This window comes from Halomarina ordinaria, from assembly GCF_030553305.1.
GTDB classification, from domain to species: Archaea; Halobacteriota; Halobacteria; order Halobacteriales; family Haloarculaceae; genus Halomarina; species Halomarina ordinaria.
Map to the genome: position 1 here is coordinate 2480573 of NZ_JARRAH010000001.1, position 13715 is coordinate 2494287.

Annotated in this window: 19 protein-coding genes; 14 read left to right on the forward strand and 5 right to left on the reverse strand. The window is 71.0% G+C overall.

Going from position 1 to position 13715, the window contains the following annotated elements:
* Window positions 1-90: 90 nt before the first annotated feature.
* The 11 genes from P1Y20_RS13315 (at window position 91) to P1Y20_RS13365 (ending at window position 6944) form a co-directional block, all read left to right on the forward strand.
* Window positions 91-1320, forward strand: coding sequence for a translation initiation factor IF-2 subunit gamma (locus tag P1Y20_RS13315; RefSeq protein ID WP_304449152.1), 1230 nt, complete (start codon window positions 91-93; stop codon window positions 1318-1320).
* Complete coding sequence (locus P1Y20_RS13320) at window positions 1317-1679, forward strand: type II toxin-antitoxin system VapC family toxin (protein WP_304449153.1); 363 nt, start codon at window positions 1317-1319, stop codon at window positions 1677-1679. Before P1Y20_RS13315 ends, P1Y20_RS13320 begins: the two co-directional genes overlap by 4 nt.
* Window positions 1680-1681: 2 nt before the next feature.
* Window positions 1682-2245, forward strand: coding sequence for a DNA-directed RNA polymerase (locus P1Y20_RS13325; protein ID WP_304449154.1), 564 nt, complete (start codon window positions 1682-1684; stop codon window positions 2243-2245).
* A 2-nt stretch (window positions 2246-2247) separates the two neighbouring features.
* Window positions 2248-2445, forward strand: coding sequence for a transcription elongation factor subunit Spt4 (gene spt4, locus P1Y20_RS13330; protein ID WP_304449155.1), 198 nt, complete (start codon window positions 2248-2250; stop codon window positions 2443-2445).
* A 7-nt stretch (window positions 2446-2452) separates the two neighbouring features.
* Complete coding sequence (locus P1Y20_RS13335; RefSeq protein ID WP_304449156.1) at window positions 2453-3001, forward strand: GTP-dependent dephospho-CoA kinase family protein; 549 nt, start codon at window positions 2453-2455, stop codon at window positions 2999-3001.
* Window positions 3002-3111: 110 nt separating this feature from the next.
* Window positions 3112-3426: a 30S ribosomal protein S24e gene (locus P1Y20_RS13340; protein WP_304449157.1), complete on the forward strand. Its 315-nt coding sequence runs from the start codon at window positions 3112-3114 to the stop codon at window positions 3424-3426.
* Between the two features lies 1 nt (window position 3427).
* Complete coding sequence (locus P1Y20_RS13345; protein WP_304449158.1) at window positions 3428-3562, forward strand: 30S ribosomal protein S27ae; 135 nt, start codon at window positions 3428-3430, stop codon at window positions 3560-3562.
* A 9-nt stretch (window positions 3563-3571) separates the two neighbouring features.
* Window positions 3572-5143 (forward strand): bifunctional N(6)-L-threonylcarbamoyladenine synthase/serine/threonine protein kinase, encoded by a 1572-nt coding sequence (locus P1Y20_RS13350; RefSeq protein WP_304449159.1) that lies wholly within the window; start codon window positions 3572-3574, stop codon window positions 5141-5143.
* Window positions 5144-5186: 43 nt separating this feature from the next.
* A complete protein-coding gene (locus P1Y20_RS13355; protein ID WP_304449160.1) occupies window positions 5187-5456 on the forward strand; it encodes a DUF5808 domain-containing protein in 270 nt (89 codons plus the stop codon).
* A 62-nt stretch (window positions 5457-5518) separates the two neighbouring features.
* Window positions 5519-6178, forward strand: coding sequence for a non-canonical purine NTP pyrophosphatase (locus P1Y20_RS13360; protein WP_304449161.1), 660 nt, complete (start codon window positions 5519-5521; stop codon window positions 6176-6178).
* 178 nt (window positions 6179-6356) lie between these two features.
* Window positions 6357-6944: an RAD55 family ATPase gene (locus P1Y20_RS13365; RefSeq protein ID WP_304449162.1), complete on the forward strand. Its 588-nt coding sequence runs from the start codon at window positions 6357-6359 to the stop codon at window positions 6942-6944.
* Between the two features lie 137 nt (window positions 6945-7081).
* On the opposite strand, the gene P1Y20_RS13370 is transcribed toward P1Y20_RS13365, so the two are convergent.
* From P1Y20_RS13370 to P1Y20_RS13385, 4 genes are all read right to left on the reverse strand, one after another.
* Window positions 7082-7555 carry a DUF7384 family protein gene (locus tag P1Y20_RS13370; protein ID WP_304449163.1) on the reverse strand — a complete coding sequence of 158 codons (474 nt, stop codon included), beginning with the start codon at window positions 7553-7555 and terminating at the stop codon, window positions 7082-7084.
* Window positions 7556-7943: 388 nt separating this feature from the next.
* A complete protein-coding gene (locus P1Y20_RS13375) occupies window positions 7944-8615 on the reverse strand; it encodes a potassium channel family protein (RefSeq protein WP_304449164.1) in 672 nt (223 codons plus the stop codon).
* A gap of 63 nt (window positions 8616-8678) precedes the next feature.
* Complete coding sequence (locus P1Y20_RS13380; protein WP_304449165.1) at window positions 8679-9065, reverse strand: RidA family protein; 387 nt, start codon at window positions 9063-9065, stop codon at window positions 8679-8681.
* Window positions 9066-9154: 89 nt separating this feature from the next.
* Complete coding sequence (locus P1Y20_RS13385) at window positions 9155-10207, reverse strand: aldo/keto reductase (RefSeq protein WP_304449166.1); 1053 nt, start codon at window positions 10205-10207, stop codon at window positions 9155-9157.
* Between the two features lie 123 nt (window positions 10208-10330).
* On the opposite strand from P1Y20_RS13385, the gene P1Y20_RS13390 reads away from it, so the two are divergent.
* Window positions 10331-10519 (forward strand): hypothetical protein, encoded by a 189-nt coding sequence (locus tag P1Y20_RS13390; RefSeq protein ID WP_304449167.1) that lies wholly within the window; start codon window positions 10331-10333, stop codon window positions 10517-10519.
* 114 nt (window positions 10520-10633) lie between these two features.
* Window positions 10634-11521: an acyltransferase gene (locus P1Y20_RS13395; protein WP_304449168.1), complete on the forward strand. Its 888-nt coding sequence runs from the start codon at window positions 10634-10636 to the stop codon at window positions 11519-11521.
* Between the two features lie 56 nt (window positions 11522-11577).
* Here P1Y20_RS13395 and P1Y20_RS13400 read toward each other — a convergent pair whose 3' ends face one another.
* Window positions 11578-12399 carry a DUF4097 family beta strand repeat-containing protein gene (locus P1Y20_RS13400; protein WP_304449169.1) on the reverse strand — a complete coding sequence of 274 codons (822 nt, stop codon included), beginning with the start codon at window positions 12397-12399 and terminating at the stop codon, window positions 11578-11580.
* A gap of 133 nt (window positions 12400-12532) precedes the next feature.
* On the opposite strand from P1Y20_RS13400, the gene P1Y20_RS13405 reads away from it, so the two are divergent.
* Window positions 12533-13663, forward strand: a complete 1131-nt coding sequence (locus P1Y20_RS13405; protein ID WP_304449170.1) for a PQQ-dependent sugar dehydrogenase — start codon at window positions 12533-12535, stop codon at window positions 13661-13663.
* Window positions 13664-13715: the final 52 nt, after the last annotated feature.

The following is a 13715-nucleotide window of genomic DNA, read 5'->3' on the forward strand; positions in this document are numbered from 1 at the left end:
GGCGGCCGCGTGGTGTGGTGCGCCGGGGCGTCAGGGACCGTGAACCGCCAAGGTTAAATCCGCCACGCGGCGATATCACGCTATTACTTCATGACAGGGAACCACCGTCAACCGGAGGTGAATATCGGACTCGTCGGCCACGTCGACCACGGAAAGACGACGCTGGTCCAGGCACTCAGTGGCGAGTGGACCGACCAGCACTCCGAGGAGATGAAGCGAGGTATCTCGATTCGTCTCGGATACGCCGACGCGACGTTCCGACGGTGCCCTGGCATGGACGCGCCGGAGGGGTACACCGTCGAGGAGACGTGTCCCGACGGCGGCGAGAGCGAGGTCCTCCGTACGGTCTCGTTCGTCGACGCCCCCGGCCACGAGACGCTGATGGCGACCATGCTCTCGGGTGCCTCGATGATGGACGGCGCCGTCCTCCTCGTCGCGGCCAACGAGCCGGTCCCGCAGGCACAGACCGCAGAACACCTGATGGCGCTCGACATCATCGGTATCGAGAACATCGTCATCGCGCAGAACAAGGTCGACCTCGTCGACGCCGACCGCGCCCGCGAGAACTACCGCGAGATACAGGAGTTCGTCGAGGGCACCGTCGCCGAGGGGGCGCCGGTCGTCCCCATCTCGGCCCAGCAGGAGGTCAACATGGACCTCCTCATCGGGGCCATCGAGGAGCACATCCCGACGCCCGAGCGCGCCGACGGCGACGACGCGCGGATGCAGGTCGCGCGCAGTTTCGACATCAACCGACCGGGGACCACGTTCGACGGCCTGACCGGCGGCGTCCTCGGCGGGAGCCTGACGCAGGGTCGCCTCCGCGTCGGCGACGACCTGGAGATACGTCCCGGGCGTCGCGTCGAGGACGGCGGTCAGGCCGAGTACCAGCCCGTGAGCACGTCCGTCCGGTCGCTACAGGCCGGCGGTGCGACCGTCGACGAGGTGACCCCCGGCGGACTCCTCGGCGTCGGCACGGGCCTCGACCCCTCGCTGACGAAGGGCGACTCGCTGGCCGGGCAGGTCGCCGGGCCGCCGGGGAGCCTCCCGCCGACGTGGGAGCAGTTCACCATGGACGTCGAACTGCTCGACCGCCTCGTCGGGAGCGAGGAGGACATCGACCCCGTGAACACGGGCGAACCGCTCATGCTCACGGTCGGGACGGCCACCACCGTCGGCGCGGTGACGAGCGCCCGCGAGGGCGAGTGTGAGGTGAAACTGAAGCGCCCCGTCTGCGCCGAACCGGGGGCGAAGATCGCCATCAACCGGCGGGTCGGCACCCGCTGGCGGCTCATCGGTATCGGGACGCTCACCGAATGAGGGTCGCCCTGGACACCAGCGCGCTGATGATGCCGGTCGAGTGTGACGTCCGCGTCTTCGACGAACTCGACCGCCTGCTGACGGAGTACGACTGCATCACGCCGCGCCCGGTGCTCCGGGAACTCGACAAACTCGCCGAGGGACGGGGGACGGAGGCGACCGCCGCCGCCGTCGGCCGCGACCTCGCGGCGCGGTGTGCGACGGTCGAGACGGAGGCGACGTACGCCGACGACGCGCTCGTCGAACTCGCCGAGCGCGGCGCGTGCGACTACGTGGTCACGAACGACGGCCCCCTGCGTGACCGCCTCTCGGTCGGGGTAATCGGTATAAGGGGGCGAAACAAACTCGCAATCCACTAACTATGTACAAGAGGGTCAGACTACGCGATACGGTCGAGGTGCCCCCCCGGTTCCTCGACAACGTCTCGGAACAGCTCGTGAAGGAACTCCTGCAGGACAAACTCGAGGGGCGCATGGACGCCTCCGTCGGGTCGGTCGTCAGCGTCGTCGACGTCGTCGACATCGGCGAGGGCACCGTCCTCCCCAACCGCCCCGGCGTCTACTACGAGGCGGAGTTCGACGCGGTCACGTTCGACCCGGAGATGCAGGAGGTCATCGACGGCGAGGTGGTCGAGGTGGTGAACTTCGGCGCGTTCGTCGGCATCGGCCCCGTCGACGGCCTGCTGCACGTCTCGCAGATCTCCGACGAGTACCTCGCGTTCGACGAGGAGGGCCAGCAACTCGCCTCCCGGGAGTCCAACCAGGCGCTCGGCGTCGGCGACGCGGTCCGCGCCCGCATCGTCACCAAGAGCATCGACGAGCGCAACCCCCGGGACTCGAAGATCGGCCTGACGGCGAAACAGCCGGGCCTCGGCAAGCACGGCTGGCTCCGCGAGGAACACGAACAGGCCGCGGCGGGTGAGTGAGGATGGCGAAGCGACTCGTCTGCCGCGAGTGTCACCGCGTGCAGGAGGCCGGCGAGGAACAGTCCTGCGTCATCTGCGGGTCCACCTCGCTCACCGAGGACTGGGCGGGGTACGTCGTCATCGCCCACCCGGAGCGAAGCGAGATCGCCCAGGAGATGGACGTGACCGAACCCGGCGCCTACGCGCTGAAGGTCCGCTGACGGCTCGATGCTCCGCCTCCCGGACGCGCTGCGCGCCGACCTGAAAGACCCCGTCGGCCCGCTCTACACCGACCCCGCGGCGCTGCTCGCGGCGGCCGGCGACGGACCGCTCGTGACCGTCGGCGACGTCGTCACCGACTACCTCCTGCGCGAGACGGTCCCGGACGTGGCGCTGGTCGACGACCGGACCAAGCGCGCGCCCCTCGAAGAGCGCGTCGACCGCTCGCCGTTCGACCGCACGGTACACGTCGAGAACCCCGCGGCGACCCTCTCGCGGGACCTGCTCGCCGCGCTCCGGGACGCGCTCGCGAGCGAGGCGACGACCGTCCTCGAGGTCGACGGCGAGGAGGACCTCGCGGCGGTGCCGGCCATCGCCATCGCGCCCGACGGCGCGACGGTCGTCTACGGGCAACCGGACGAGGGGATGGTGTGCGTCGTCGTCGACGCGGAGACGCGCGCGGCGATGCGGGCGTTCCTCGCGGAGATGGACGGCGAGCGCGAGGCGGCGGCGGCGCTGCTCGACCTCGACCTCGACCTCGACTCCGCCGGCGACTGACGACGCGCCGGCCGTCGCCTCCCGTCGACGCACCGATTCAACCCCACGCGTCGCATCTATCGCTTCGAAATCCTTTTAGCCGACTCGGGAGGAATTACGCACAACGAACCATGGACATCGAAATCATCGAGGAGGTCGAGAACCCCATGTTGCACCGGTCCGACGTGCGGTTCCAGGTCGTCCACGACGAGGCGACCCCCTCCCGACTCTCCGTTCGCGACAGTCTCGCCGCGAAGTTGAACAAGGACGCGGACGAAGTGGTCCTCCACTCGCTCGACACGAAGTACGGCATGCGAAAGACCCTCGGCTACGCGAAGGTCTACGACACCTCCGAGGACGCCCAGGCGGTCGAACAGGAGTACATGCTCGAACGCAACAAGATCGGTGTCGACGAGGACGCCGACGCCGAGGCGGAGGAGGCCTGAGATGGCGCGCCACGAGTACTACGACGAGGACGGCACGACCTCGAAGGAGCAGTGTCCCCGCTGTGGCGACACCTTCCTCGCGGAGCACGACGACCGCAAACACTGCGGCAAGTGCGGCTACACCGAGTGGCTCTGAACTGAGCACGTGCGCGTTCTCGGTATCGAGGGGACGGCGTGGGCGGCCTCGGCGGCCGTCTACGACACCGAAACCGACGAGACGACGATTTTCACCGACGCCTACCAGCCCGAGAGCGGCGGCATCCACCCGCGCGAGGCGGCCGAACACATGCGTTCCGCGATTCCGGCCGTCGTCTGGCGCGCGCGCGACCACGCCGGCGACGACGTCGACGCCGTCGCGTTCTCTCGCGGCCCCGGCCTCGGGCCGTGTCTCCGCATCGTCGGCACCGCCGCGCGGGCCGTCGCGGGCGGCCTCGGCGTGCCGCTGGTCGGCGTCAACCACATGCTCGCACACCTCGAGATCGGCCGTCACCGCTCGGGGTTCGACTCGCCGGTCTGCCTGAACGCGAGCGGCGCGAACGCCCACCTGCTCGGGTTCCACGGCGGGCGCTACCGCGTCCTCGGCGAGACGATGGACACCGGCGTCGGCAACGCCATCGACAAGTTCACGCGCCACGTCGGCTGGTCGCACCCCGGCGGCCCGAAGGTCGAGGCGCGGGCGAAGGACGGCGAGTACGTCGACCTGCCCTACGTCGTCAAGGGGATGGACTTCTCGTTCTCGGGCATCATGAGCGCCGCCAAGGAGGCCGTCGACGACGGCGAGCGGGTCGAAGACGTCTGCTTCTCGCTGCAGGAGCACGTCTTCGCGATGCTCTGTGAGGTGTCCGAACGCGCGCTCTCGCTGACGGGCAACGACGAACTCGTCCTCGGCGGCGGCGTCGGGCAGAACGCTCGGCTCCGGGCGATGCTCGGGGAGATGTGCGCCCAGCGCGGCGCGCGCTTTCACGCGCCCGAACCGCGCTTCCTGCGCGACAACGCCGGCATGATAGCGGTGCTGGGCGCGAAGATGGCCGACGCCGGCGACACCGTCGCCATCGAGGACTCGCGGGTCCGCCCCGACTTCCGCCCCGACGACGTGCCCGTCACCTGGCGGGCGGGCGAGGACGTCGCCCGCGGCGGCGACGACGCGGGCACCCAGCGCGGCGCGGAGGCGACCGTCTCGCTCGACGACCGGGTGGCGAAGGCGCGCGAGCCGAAGGGGTACCGCCACCCCGCGCTCGACGCCCGACTCCGCCGCGAGCGTACGCGCGGCGAGGCGCGACTCCTGCGCGACGCGCGACGCCTCGGCGTCCCGACGCCCGTCCTCTCGGACGTCGACCCCCGCGAGGCGACGCTCACCATGGAGCGCGTCGGCGACTGCGACCTGCGCGAGCGACTCACCGAGGAGGGCGTCCGGTCGGTGGGTCGCCACCTCGCCACCCTGCACGGGGCGGGCATCGTCCACGGCGACCCGACGACGCGGAACGTCCGGGTGGGGCGCAGGACGTGGCTCATCGACTTCGGCCTCGGGTACCACTCCCGGCACGTCGAGGACTACGCGATGGACCTCCACGTGTTCGAGGGGTCGCTCGGGGGGACGGCCGACGACCCCGTCCCCCTCATCGCGGCGTTCGAGGACGCCTACGCCGACGCCGGCGACCCCGCCGTCGTCGAGCAGTTGCGCGAGGTCGAGCGCCGGGGGCGCTACCGGTCGGAGTGACGCGGTGGTAAACGACTTAACGACCCCGGCCGTATCGGGTGCCATGGCAGACAAGCCCCAGTCCGGCGAACTGTTCGGCGTCCCGTACAACTTCGAGCGACCCAGCATCGGCCGGATGCTCTCCTCGTACTGGCGGCCCGACGAGGGGATGCTCGTCGAGAAGCCGTTCGGCATCGGCTACACGCTCAACCTCGCCAACTGGCGCTCGTGGGTCGTCCTGGCCATCGCGGGCGCGCTGGTCTACCAGGAGCGCAGCGGGAGCGACCCCGACGAGTTCGCCGAGGACGAACCCGTCGAGGTCATCGTCGACTGACGGCGTCGCCCCGCCCCGCTCCGAACCGACGCCTCTTTTCTCGGGCCGCACCCACCGCCGGTATGCTCAGCTACGTCACGACCAACCCGGGGAAGGTCCGGGAGGCCCGCGAGTACCTCTCGGCGGTCGAGTCGGTCGACTTCGACTACACGGAGATACAGGCCGACGCGCTCGGACCCATCGCCGCCCGGGGCGCCCGCGAGGCCTACGAGTACGTCGGCGGCCCCGTCCTCGTCGACGACGCGGGCCTGTTCGTCGAGGCGCTCGACGGCTTCCCGGGACCGTACTCCGCCTACGTGGAACACACGGTGGGTGTCGAGCGCGTCGGTCGGCTGGCGCGCGACGCCGTCGACCCGGAGACGCCCGCGCGGGCGCACTTCCGGTGCGTCCTCGCCTACTGCGACGGGGGGACGTTCGAGGCGACGCCCGAACCCGTCGACCACGGCGACCGGCGGGGCCACGACCTCGCGGCGGCCGAGCGCGCCACCGCCGAGACCGACGACAGCGTCGTGGGCGGTGACCTCCCGGTGAAACTGTTCGAGGGGTCGGTTCCCGGGCGCATCGTCGAACCGCGCGGTGAGGGGGGATTCGGCTACGACCCCGTCTTCGAACACGACGGGACGACGCTCGCCGAGATGAGTACCGAGGAGAAGAACGCCGTCTCCCACCGCGGCCGGGCGCTCGCGCGCTTCGCCGAGTGGTACCGCGGGCGCGAGGAGTGAGGGGTTATCCACCGACTACCGTCGTCCTGCCCCGTCGAACGGCCGATTACGCTCCTCGGACGAGGGACGAACGGCCGATTAGTCACGCTATCGAGACGTTGTCCGGACGATAACTAAGGTCCGTTCGTCCCTCGTCGGGGTGATGAAGTCGCGTCCCGTTCGGCCCCTGACGACGGGTGTGTCCACGCTCGACCGCCTCCTCGGCGGCGGCTTCGCGCCGGGGTCCGTCGTCGCGCTGGTGACGCCCGCCGCCGCGCAGGTCGACCCGCTGCTCGCCGCGTTCGTCGCCGACCGCGACGTCTGCTACCTCTCGACCGAGCGGCCGGCCGGCGAACTGCGCCGGCAGTACGACACCGCCCGGGGGCGATTCGACGTGGGGCGCACGAGCGCGGACGACCTGCTCGCGGCACCCGAGGCTGCCCTCGACTCCGCCGCGCAGGAACTGGTCGTCGTCGACCCCGTGAACGCCCTGGAGGGGACGGGCGACGAGGCGCGGTACCGCGCGTTCCTCGACGCGGTGAAGCGACGCGTCGACGAGACCGGCGGTATCGCGCTCCTCCACTGCGTCGAGATGGGGTCGCCCGACCTGCGCGACCGGACGCTCTACCGGGCGGACGCCGTCTGTCACCTCGTCCAGACCGTCGACGCGACGGCCGTCACCACCTCGCTCGTCGTCCCGAAACACCGCGGCGGTCGACCGCTCCTCGACCCGGTCAAACTCGACCTCACCGACCGCGTCCGCGTCGACACCAGTCGGGACATCTGACGGACGGGGCCGACCGGCCCGAGAATCGCCGGGACCTCCGTCGAGACGTCGATGGGTGAGATATCCGTTCTCCGACTCGCTCGCGCGTCCCGTCCCGCCACGAGGACGCGCCGTCCGGCGGTCGAGTTCCCTCCCACCTACGCGCGTGGGTCGCGGTCCGGGCCCGGATACGGTTCGTCGAACGTCGCCTCGTACATCGTCTCGGGGTCGAACAGGCGGGCGAACGACCGCGGTTCCTTGACGCTCGTCTCGACGCGCGCCCGGAGGGCGGCGCCGGCCGTCGCGCCGAGCAGTCGGTCGTCGAGCGAGAGGACGTGTGCGGCCTCCCCGCGGTAGGCGGCGGCGAGCGCGGGGTGGTCCTCGGGTGGGTGGTCGACGAGCGTAGCCTCGGCCTCGACGCGCTCGCGCCAGTCGGCCGCGAGGGTGGCGTCCGCGAGCGTCTCGATGACCCCTGCCGCGTCGTCGAGCAGCGGGTCGCTGGCGACGAGCGTCACCCAGGCGTGTGCCCGGACCACGTCGAGGGCGTCGCGTGCGAGTCCACCACAGAGCAGGTCGGCCGCGAGGACGTCCGCGTCGGCGACGACCCGGACGGCGCGCTCTGTCGGCGTCATCCCGCCCGTCGCTCCGCGAGGGCGCGCTCCACCTCGTCGAGCGGCACGTCGTACTCGGCGGCGCGCTCGAACAGCCGGTCCCACGTGTCCATACCGGGGGTGGGGTCCGTCCGGGCAAAGGCGTGCTGGTGTCGTGCGGTGCTCTCCGTCCGCCGTCGCCCAGTCGCTCGGGGGCGTGCCACGCCAGCGCGCCGTCATCGTCGAAGCGGGTCGCGGGCGGGACGCCGGCCGTGGACACCACTCTCTCACGGGGAGGGGGAGACGAGTCTGAGGCCGTCACACGTCCGTCTGACGCGGATTTAAGTCGGAACGAGAAGACCACACTGGTGGGCGCGCGCTGCGGTCTCGTCCCCATCCTCCCCACCGCGCGCCCGGCTTTTCACACCTCTCAGCTCGTCGCCCGTGCCGTCCCGTCGAGTCGGGAGCGGAGCGTCTCGACGAGGTCCGGTTCGACGATGAACGCGAGTTCGTCGCCCGGTTGGATGTCCGTCTGTGGGAGGGGAATCGTCATCGGCTCGTTCGAGCGGCCGTGGGCGTAGACGAGCGCTCCCTCCGGGAGGTCCAGTTCGACGACGCGCTGACCGACGACGGGCGCGTCCTCGGAGACCACCAGACTGACCGCCGACAGCCCCGTCGTGAGTTCCCCGAGTGCGTCGAAGTCGCCGCCGAGCAGGGCGGTCTTCGCCCCCGCCGCGCCGAGGCGTTCGGGGTAGACCACCTCGTCGACCTCCGCGGCGTACTTCTCGTAGATGTCGGCGTGGTAGTCGTCGTCGATACGCATGACCGTCCGACAGCCGTGGGCGTCGCCGATGACGCACGCACCGAGGTTCACGCCTAGGTCGCCGGTGAGCCCCGCCAGCGCGTCGGCGTCCTCGACGCCCGCGGCGAGCAGGACGGACTCCTCGTCGCCGTCGCCCTCGTGGGCCTCGAAGCCGGCGTCGGCCGCGCGCTCGACCTTCTCGGGTTCGATGTCGACGACCACCACCTCGTGGCCCTCCGACTCGAGGATGTCGGCCGTGCGAATCCCGACCCGACCGTACCCCACGATAACGAACTTCATGGCTACCTAATGTCGCACACACGTTAAAAATGGTTCCCCGGCCGCGAGGGGACGCGGTCGCCCTCAGTCGGTCACGACGGCGTCGGCCTCTATCTCGACGCGGAGCACCGGGTCGACGAGCGCGCTCACCTCGACCATCGTCGCCGCCGGTCGGACCGACCCGAACGCCTCGCCGTGTGCCCGACCGACCGCCTCCCAGTCCCCGATGTCGGTGACGTACAGTCGGGTCCGGACCACGTCGTCGAGCGTCGCGCCGACGGCCTCCAGCGCCGCCCCGACCTGCTCGATGGCGCGTCGCGTCTGTGCCTCGGCTGAGGCGTCGTACGGGTCGCCGTGGTCGTCGGTCGCGGTCGTCCCGGCGACGTGGACCGTCTCGCCGACCCGGACCGCCCGCGAGTACCCGACGGTCGCCTCCCACTCGGTGCCGGTCCCGACGCGCTGTCGTTCCATGCGCTCCGCTCGTCGACCGGCGTGATAGCTCTCTGGTGTCGGAGGAGGGAGTCGGGTCGTCGAGCGAGACGCGACGAGCGCGAGGGGGGCTACCGGCCGGCGTACTGCTTGCCGGTGCCCTCGAGGTCGCGGCCGTCGACGGACGACCGGAGGCTGTCCATGCCGTCGGAGCGCTCGACGCCGAAGTTCGTCCGCGAGAGTTCCTCGACGCGCTCGACCTCGGCGGGCGAGAGCGGGGGCGTGTCGCTCGCGGCGGCCCACTCGCGGATGTCCGTCTTCGAGTGGAACGTGGGCGTGACGGTCGCCACCTCGTCGTGGCTGAGCAGCCACTGGATGGCCGCCTGTGCCATCGTCCGCTCGCCGTCCCGCTCGAGGAAGCGAAGCGTCTCCAGTTTCTCCCAGCCCGTCTCGTACCAGGCGTCGGGGCGGAAGCCGCGGTGGTCACCCTCCTCGAGTTCCGTCTCGGGGCGCACCTGCTCGTTCAGCAGGCCCGAGGAGTGGGGGACCCGGGCGACGACGCTCGTGTCGGCGTCCGCCTCCCGGATGGCCTCGATGACGTGGCGGCCGGGCAGTTGCTCGAAGAGGTTGAACACGGTCTGGACGGCGTCGAACTCCAGTTCGACGGCCCGTTCGTGTTCCGCGAGCCAGCCGATGGAGGGGCCCATCGCCCAGCCGACGGCCTTCACGCGGTCCTCCTCGCGCAGTTCGTCGAACACCTCGAGGACGTCGGGGGTGACCTCGTCGACGTTCGCGTTGTGCAACTGGAGGACGTCGACGTAGTCGGTGTCGAGGCGGTCGAGGGACTTGTCGACGGCCTCGCGGAGGTACTCCGGACTCAGCTCCTTCGGGAGTTCGCCGTGGCCGGCCTGCGGGTTGTTGTAGAAGTCGTAGCCGACCTTCGTCGCCAGCGTCACCTCGTCGCGGACGTCCGCGAGCGCCCGACCGACGAGTTCCTCGCTGCGGCCGTGGCCGTAGACGTCGCCCGTGTCGAAGTACGTGATGCCCGCGTCGAGGGCGTGCTGGAGCATCTCCGCCGCCTCCGCCTCGCTGCGGTCGCCCCACCAGTCGGTGCCGACGACCCAGGCCCCGAAGCCGACCTCGCTGACCTCGACGCCGCTGTCGCCGAGCGTTCGGTAGTGCATACCGACGGTTACGACCACGACCACTTATGGGGCGCGATTGCGCGCCCCCCGGTCCCCGCGCCGTCACCGTCCCCGCCGGCCGCCGCTTCGCAAGACCCTTTTCGTCCCCCGTGAACCGTGGGTATGGACCAGTCGCTCCGGATTCGCATCGACGTGCTCATCGCACTCGCGGTCGCGATCCTCGGATTCGAACTGACCGAGATGCTGTTCGCGGGGTCGCTCGAGTCGCTCCTCGCCGTCATCTTCTTCACCGTCATCGTCACGCTCCTCGTCGTCTACGCCATACGGGTCCTCGACACGCGGCGCGTCTGAGGTCCGACGCCGGGGTCCTCTCTCCTTCGACGCCGTCGCGCGCTCGCGACTGTCGCTTCCGGTAGCAGGTGTTCCGAACGGAAATCCTATCTTCGACCCGGGAGAACGACGGGTATGACGAAACGTCACGTCTCGCTTCCTGCGGACGCCGAGGCGGGGTTACAGGCGTTCATCGCTGAAGTCGACGACCGACTGTCCGGGCCGGAGGACACCTGCGATGTGGTCCGGGACGTCCTCGTCGACCTCTACGGCGACCGCGAGGCGTGGGAGCGCTGGCAGGACGGGGGGGACGTCTCGGCCGCGGAACGCGTCCGCCTGCAGGGGTACGACCCCTGCAACTCGACGCTCGAATCGGAGTACTACGCCGAGAAGGACGAGGAGTGCTTCCGGCGCTCGAAGCACCTCCAGTGGCTCTGGCGGCAGTTCGACGCCACGCCGATGGCCGACAACGTCGAGTTCGCCCTGCGCTTCCGGCAGATGCTCGCGAACCACCTCTTCGAGGAGGCCGGCGAGAACCTCCGCATCTTCAAGGGCGTCACCTTCTCGTACGGCCACAACATCACCGTCGGAGACAACACCGTCATCCACGACGACGTCCACCTCGACGACCGGGGGCGCCTCACCATCGGCGACCGCGTCTCCATCTCCGACGACGCTCACGTCTACAGCCACGACCACGACGTCGTCGACCAGACCGCGGTCCGGAACTTCCACACCGTCGTCGAGGACGACGTGCGCATCACCTACGACTCGATGGTCCGGGCGGGCGTCCGCGTCGGCGAGGACAGCATCGTCGGCGCGAAGAGCATCGTCCAGCGCGACGTCCCGGCACACCACATCGTCGCCGGCACGCCCGCGAAGAGCATCGGCGTCAAGCCCGGCCACGAGGAGTCGGCCGCGCCGCTCGACGCCGACGGCCTCGACAACCGCGACGACCGCGAGATACCCTACGACCTGCCGGACGACCTCGACGTCTTCGACGAGTTCGAGCGCGACCGGTAGTCCCACGACCGTCGCTCAGCCCTCCAACGACCCGTCCCCCGACGCGCGCACCGTCCTCACCCCTCGAGCGCACGCAGGTCGATGCGCCCGTTCGTGGTCTCGACGGAGAGGGCGTGCTCGCCCTCCCCGAGACGCCCCGACAGTTCCGTCCGCGACCCCGATTCCTCCTCGAAGCGCACCCCCTCGACGTCTACCGCTCCGTTCGAGGTGCGGGCGGTGACCACCGCGCTCAGGTCGGCCGCGAGCGCGAGGTCGACGCTCCCGTTCGAGGTGCGTACCGCCGCGTCCCGTCTGAGCGCCCGGACGTCGAGGTCGACGCTCCCGTTCGCGGTGGTCGCGCCGTCGATGCCGGCGACGTCGCGCGCCTCGACGCTCCCGTTGCTCGTCTCGAGGGTGACGTAGCCGTCGACGGCCTCGACCTCGATACCCCCGTTGGCCGTCCGGACGACGGTGTCGCCGGTCGTCCCGGAGAGTTCGACCGGGCCGTTCGCCGTCGTCACCTCCTCGACCCACACGGCCGACGGGACCGTGAGGGTGAGGTCGACGGTGACGCGCCCCCGCGCCCGCTCCGAGTCGGCCGTCGTCTCGACGAGGACGCGGTCGCCGTCCGTCCGGACGTCGACGGTGACGGCCGCCAGCGCCTCGCGGTCGAGGGTCGTCCGCTCGACCACGTCGAGGACCAGTTCGTCCCCGTCGCCGGCCTCGACGGTCACGGGGCCGTTCGTGTTCGACACCGCGACGGCGGCGTTCGCCGGCGGGTCGTACTCCTCGCTTCGCTCGTCGGTCACCTCGTCGTCGCCGCCGAACCGGTCGAGACAGCCGGCGAGGCTCGCCGTCGTCGCCACCGCGCCGAGGCGGAGCCAGGTCCGTCGTCTCACGCGAACCACCTGCCGATGTGGAGGACCATGCCGGCGTGTCGACAGCGCCCGTGATAGTTCTACCGCCGAGGTTACACGTTCGGACGGGTGCGCGCGACGAACGGCTTTTCGCCGTCCGGCCCCAGGAGCGGGCGTGCAGCGACGCGCGTACCTCACCACCGTCGGGGGGGCCGCCGCCGCCCTCGCGGGGTGTCTCGACGCCGGCCGGGAATCGGGTGGCGGCGGCGCGAGTGGCGACGACGGCGCGAGCGACGGGGACGGCCCCCGTGACGCCACTCGGTCCGCGACCGCCGAGTCGGTCGTCGAGGACCTCGAGGTGCCGTGGGGGATGGCCTTCCGCGACGAGACGCTCTACCTCACCGAGCGACCGGGCCGGGTCGTCCGCGTCGGCGACGGCGGGTCGGCGGTCGGCGCCGACCTGACCGACTCGACGGCCGCCCGCGGGGAGGGCGGCCTGCTCGGCCTCGCCTTCCACCCCGACGACCCGGACGTCGCGTTCACCTACCAGACGACCGACGCGGGGGGCGAGTCGACGAACCGCGTCCTGCGACACGACCCCACCGACGACTGGTCGTTCGAGACGGTCCTCGACGGTATCCCGGCCGGACAGATACACGACGGCGGGCGACTGCTCGTCCGCCCGGAGGAGGACGCCCTGTACGCGACGGCGGGCGACGCCGGCGACGCCGAGACGGCGCAGGACCCGTCGACCCTCGCGGGGTCGGTCCTCCGCCTGACGCTCGACGGCGACCCGCACCCGGACAACCCCGGGGGGAGTGCAGTGTTCTCCTACGGTCACCGCAACCCGCAGGGCCTCGCCGTGCGGGACGGCGTGCTCTACGCGACCGAACACGGCCCCGACACCGACGACGAGGTGAACCGCCTGGTGGCGGGCGAGAACTACGGCTGGCCGGCGGTGACCGGCGAGAGCGACGACGAGGCGTACGTCGACCCGCTGGTGAGCTACACCCCGACCATCGCACCCGGCGGCGCGGCGTTCTACCCCGACGACGGCCCCGTCGAGGCGTGGCGCGGCGACCTCCTGTTCGGGACGCTCGTCGGGGAACACCTCCACCGGGTCCGCATCCGCGACGGCGCCGTCGAGGCGGACGAACGGCTGTTCGAGGGGGGATTCGGTCGCCTGCGGACGACGCTCGTCGGTCCCGACGGGCACCTCTACGCGGCGACGAGCAACCGCGACGGCCGGGGCGACCCCCGGGCGGGCGACGACCGGGTCCTCCGGTTACGGCCCGACGCCGGGTAGGGGCGGCCGAGGCCGGCACCGGCAACGCCTTTTCGCCTCGCACCCCTCTCCG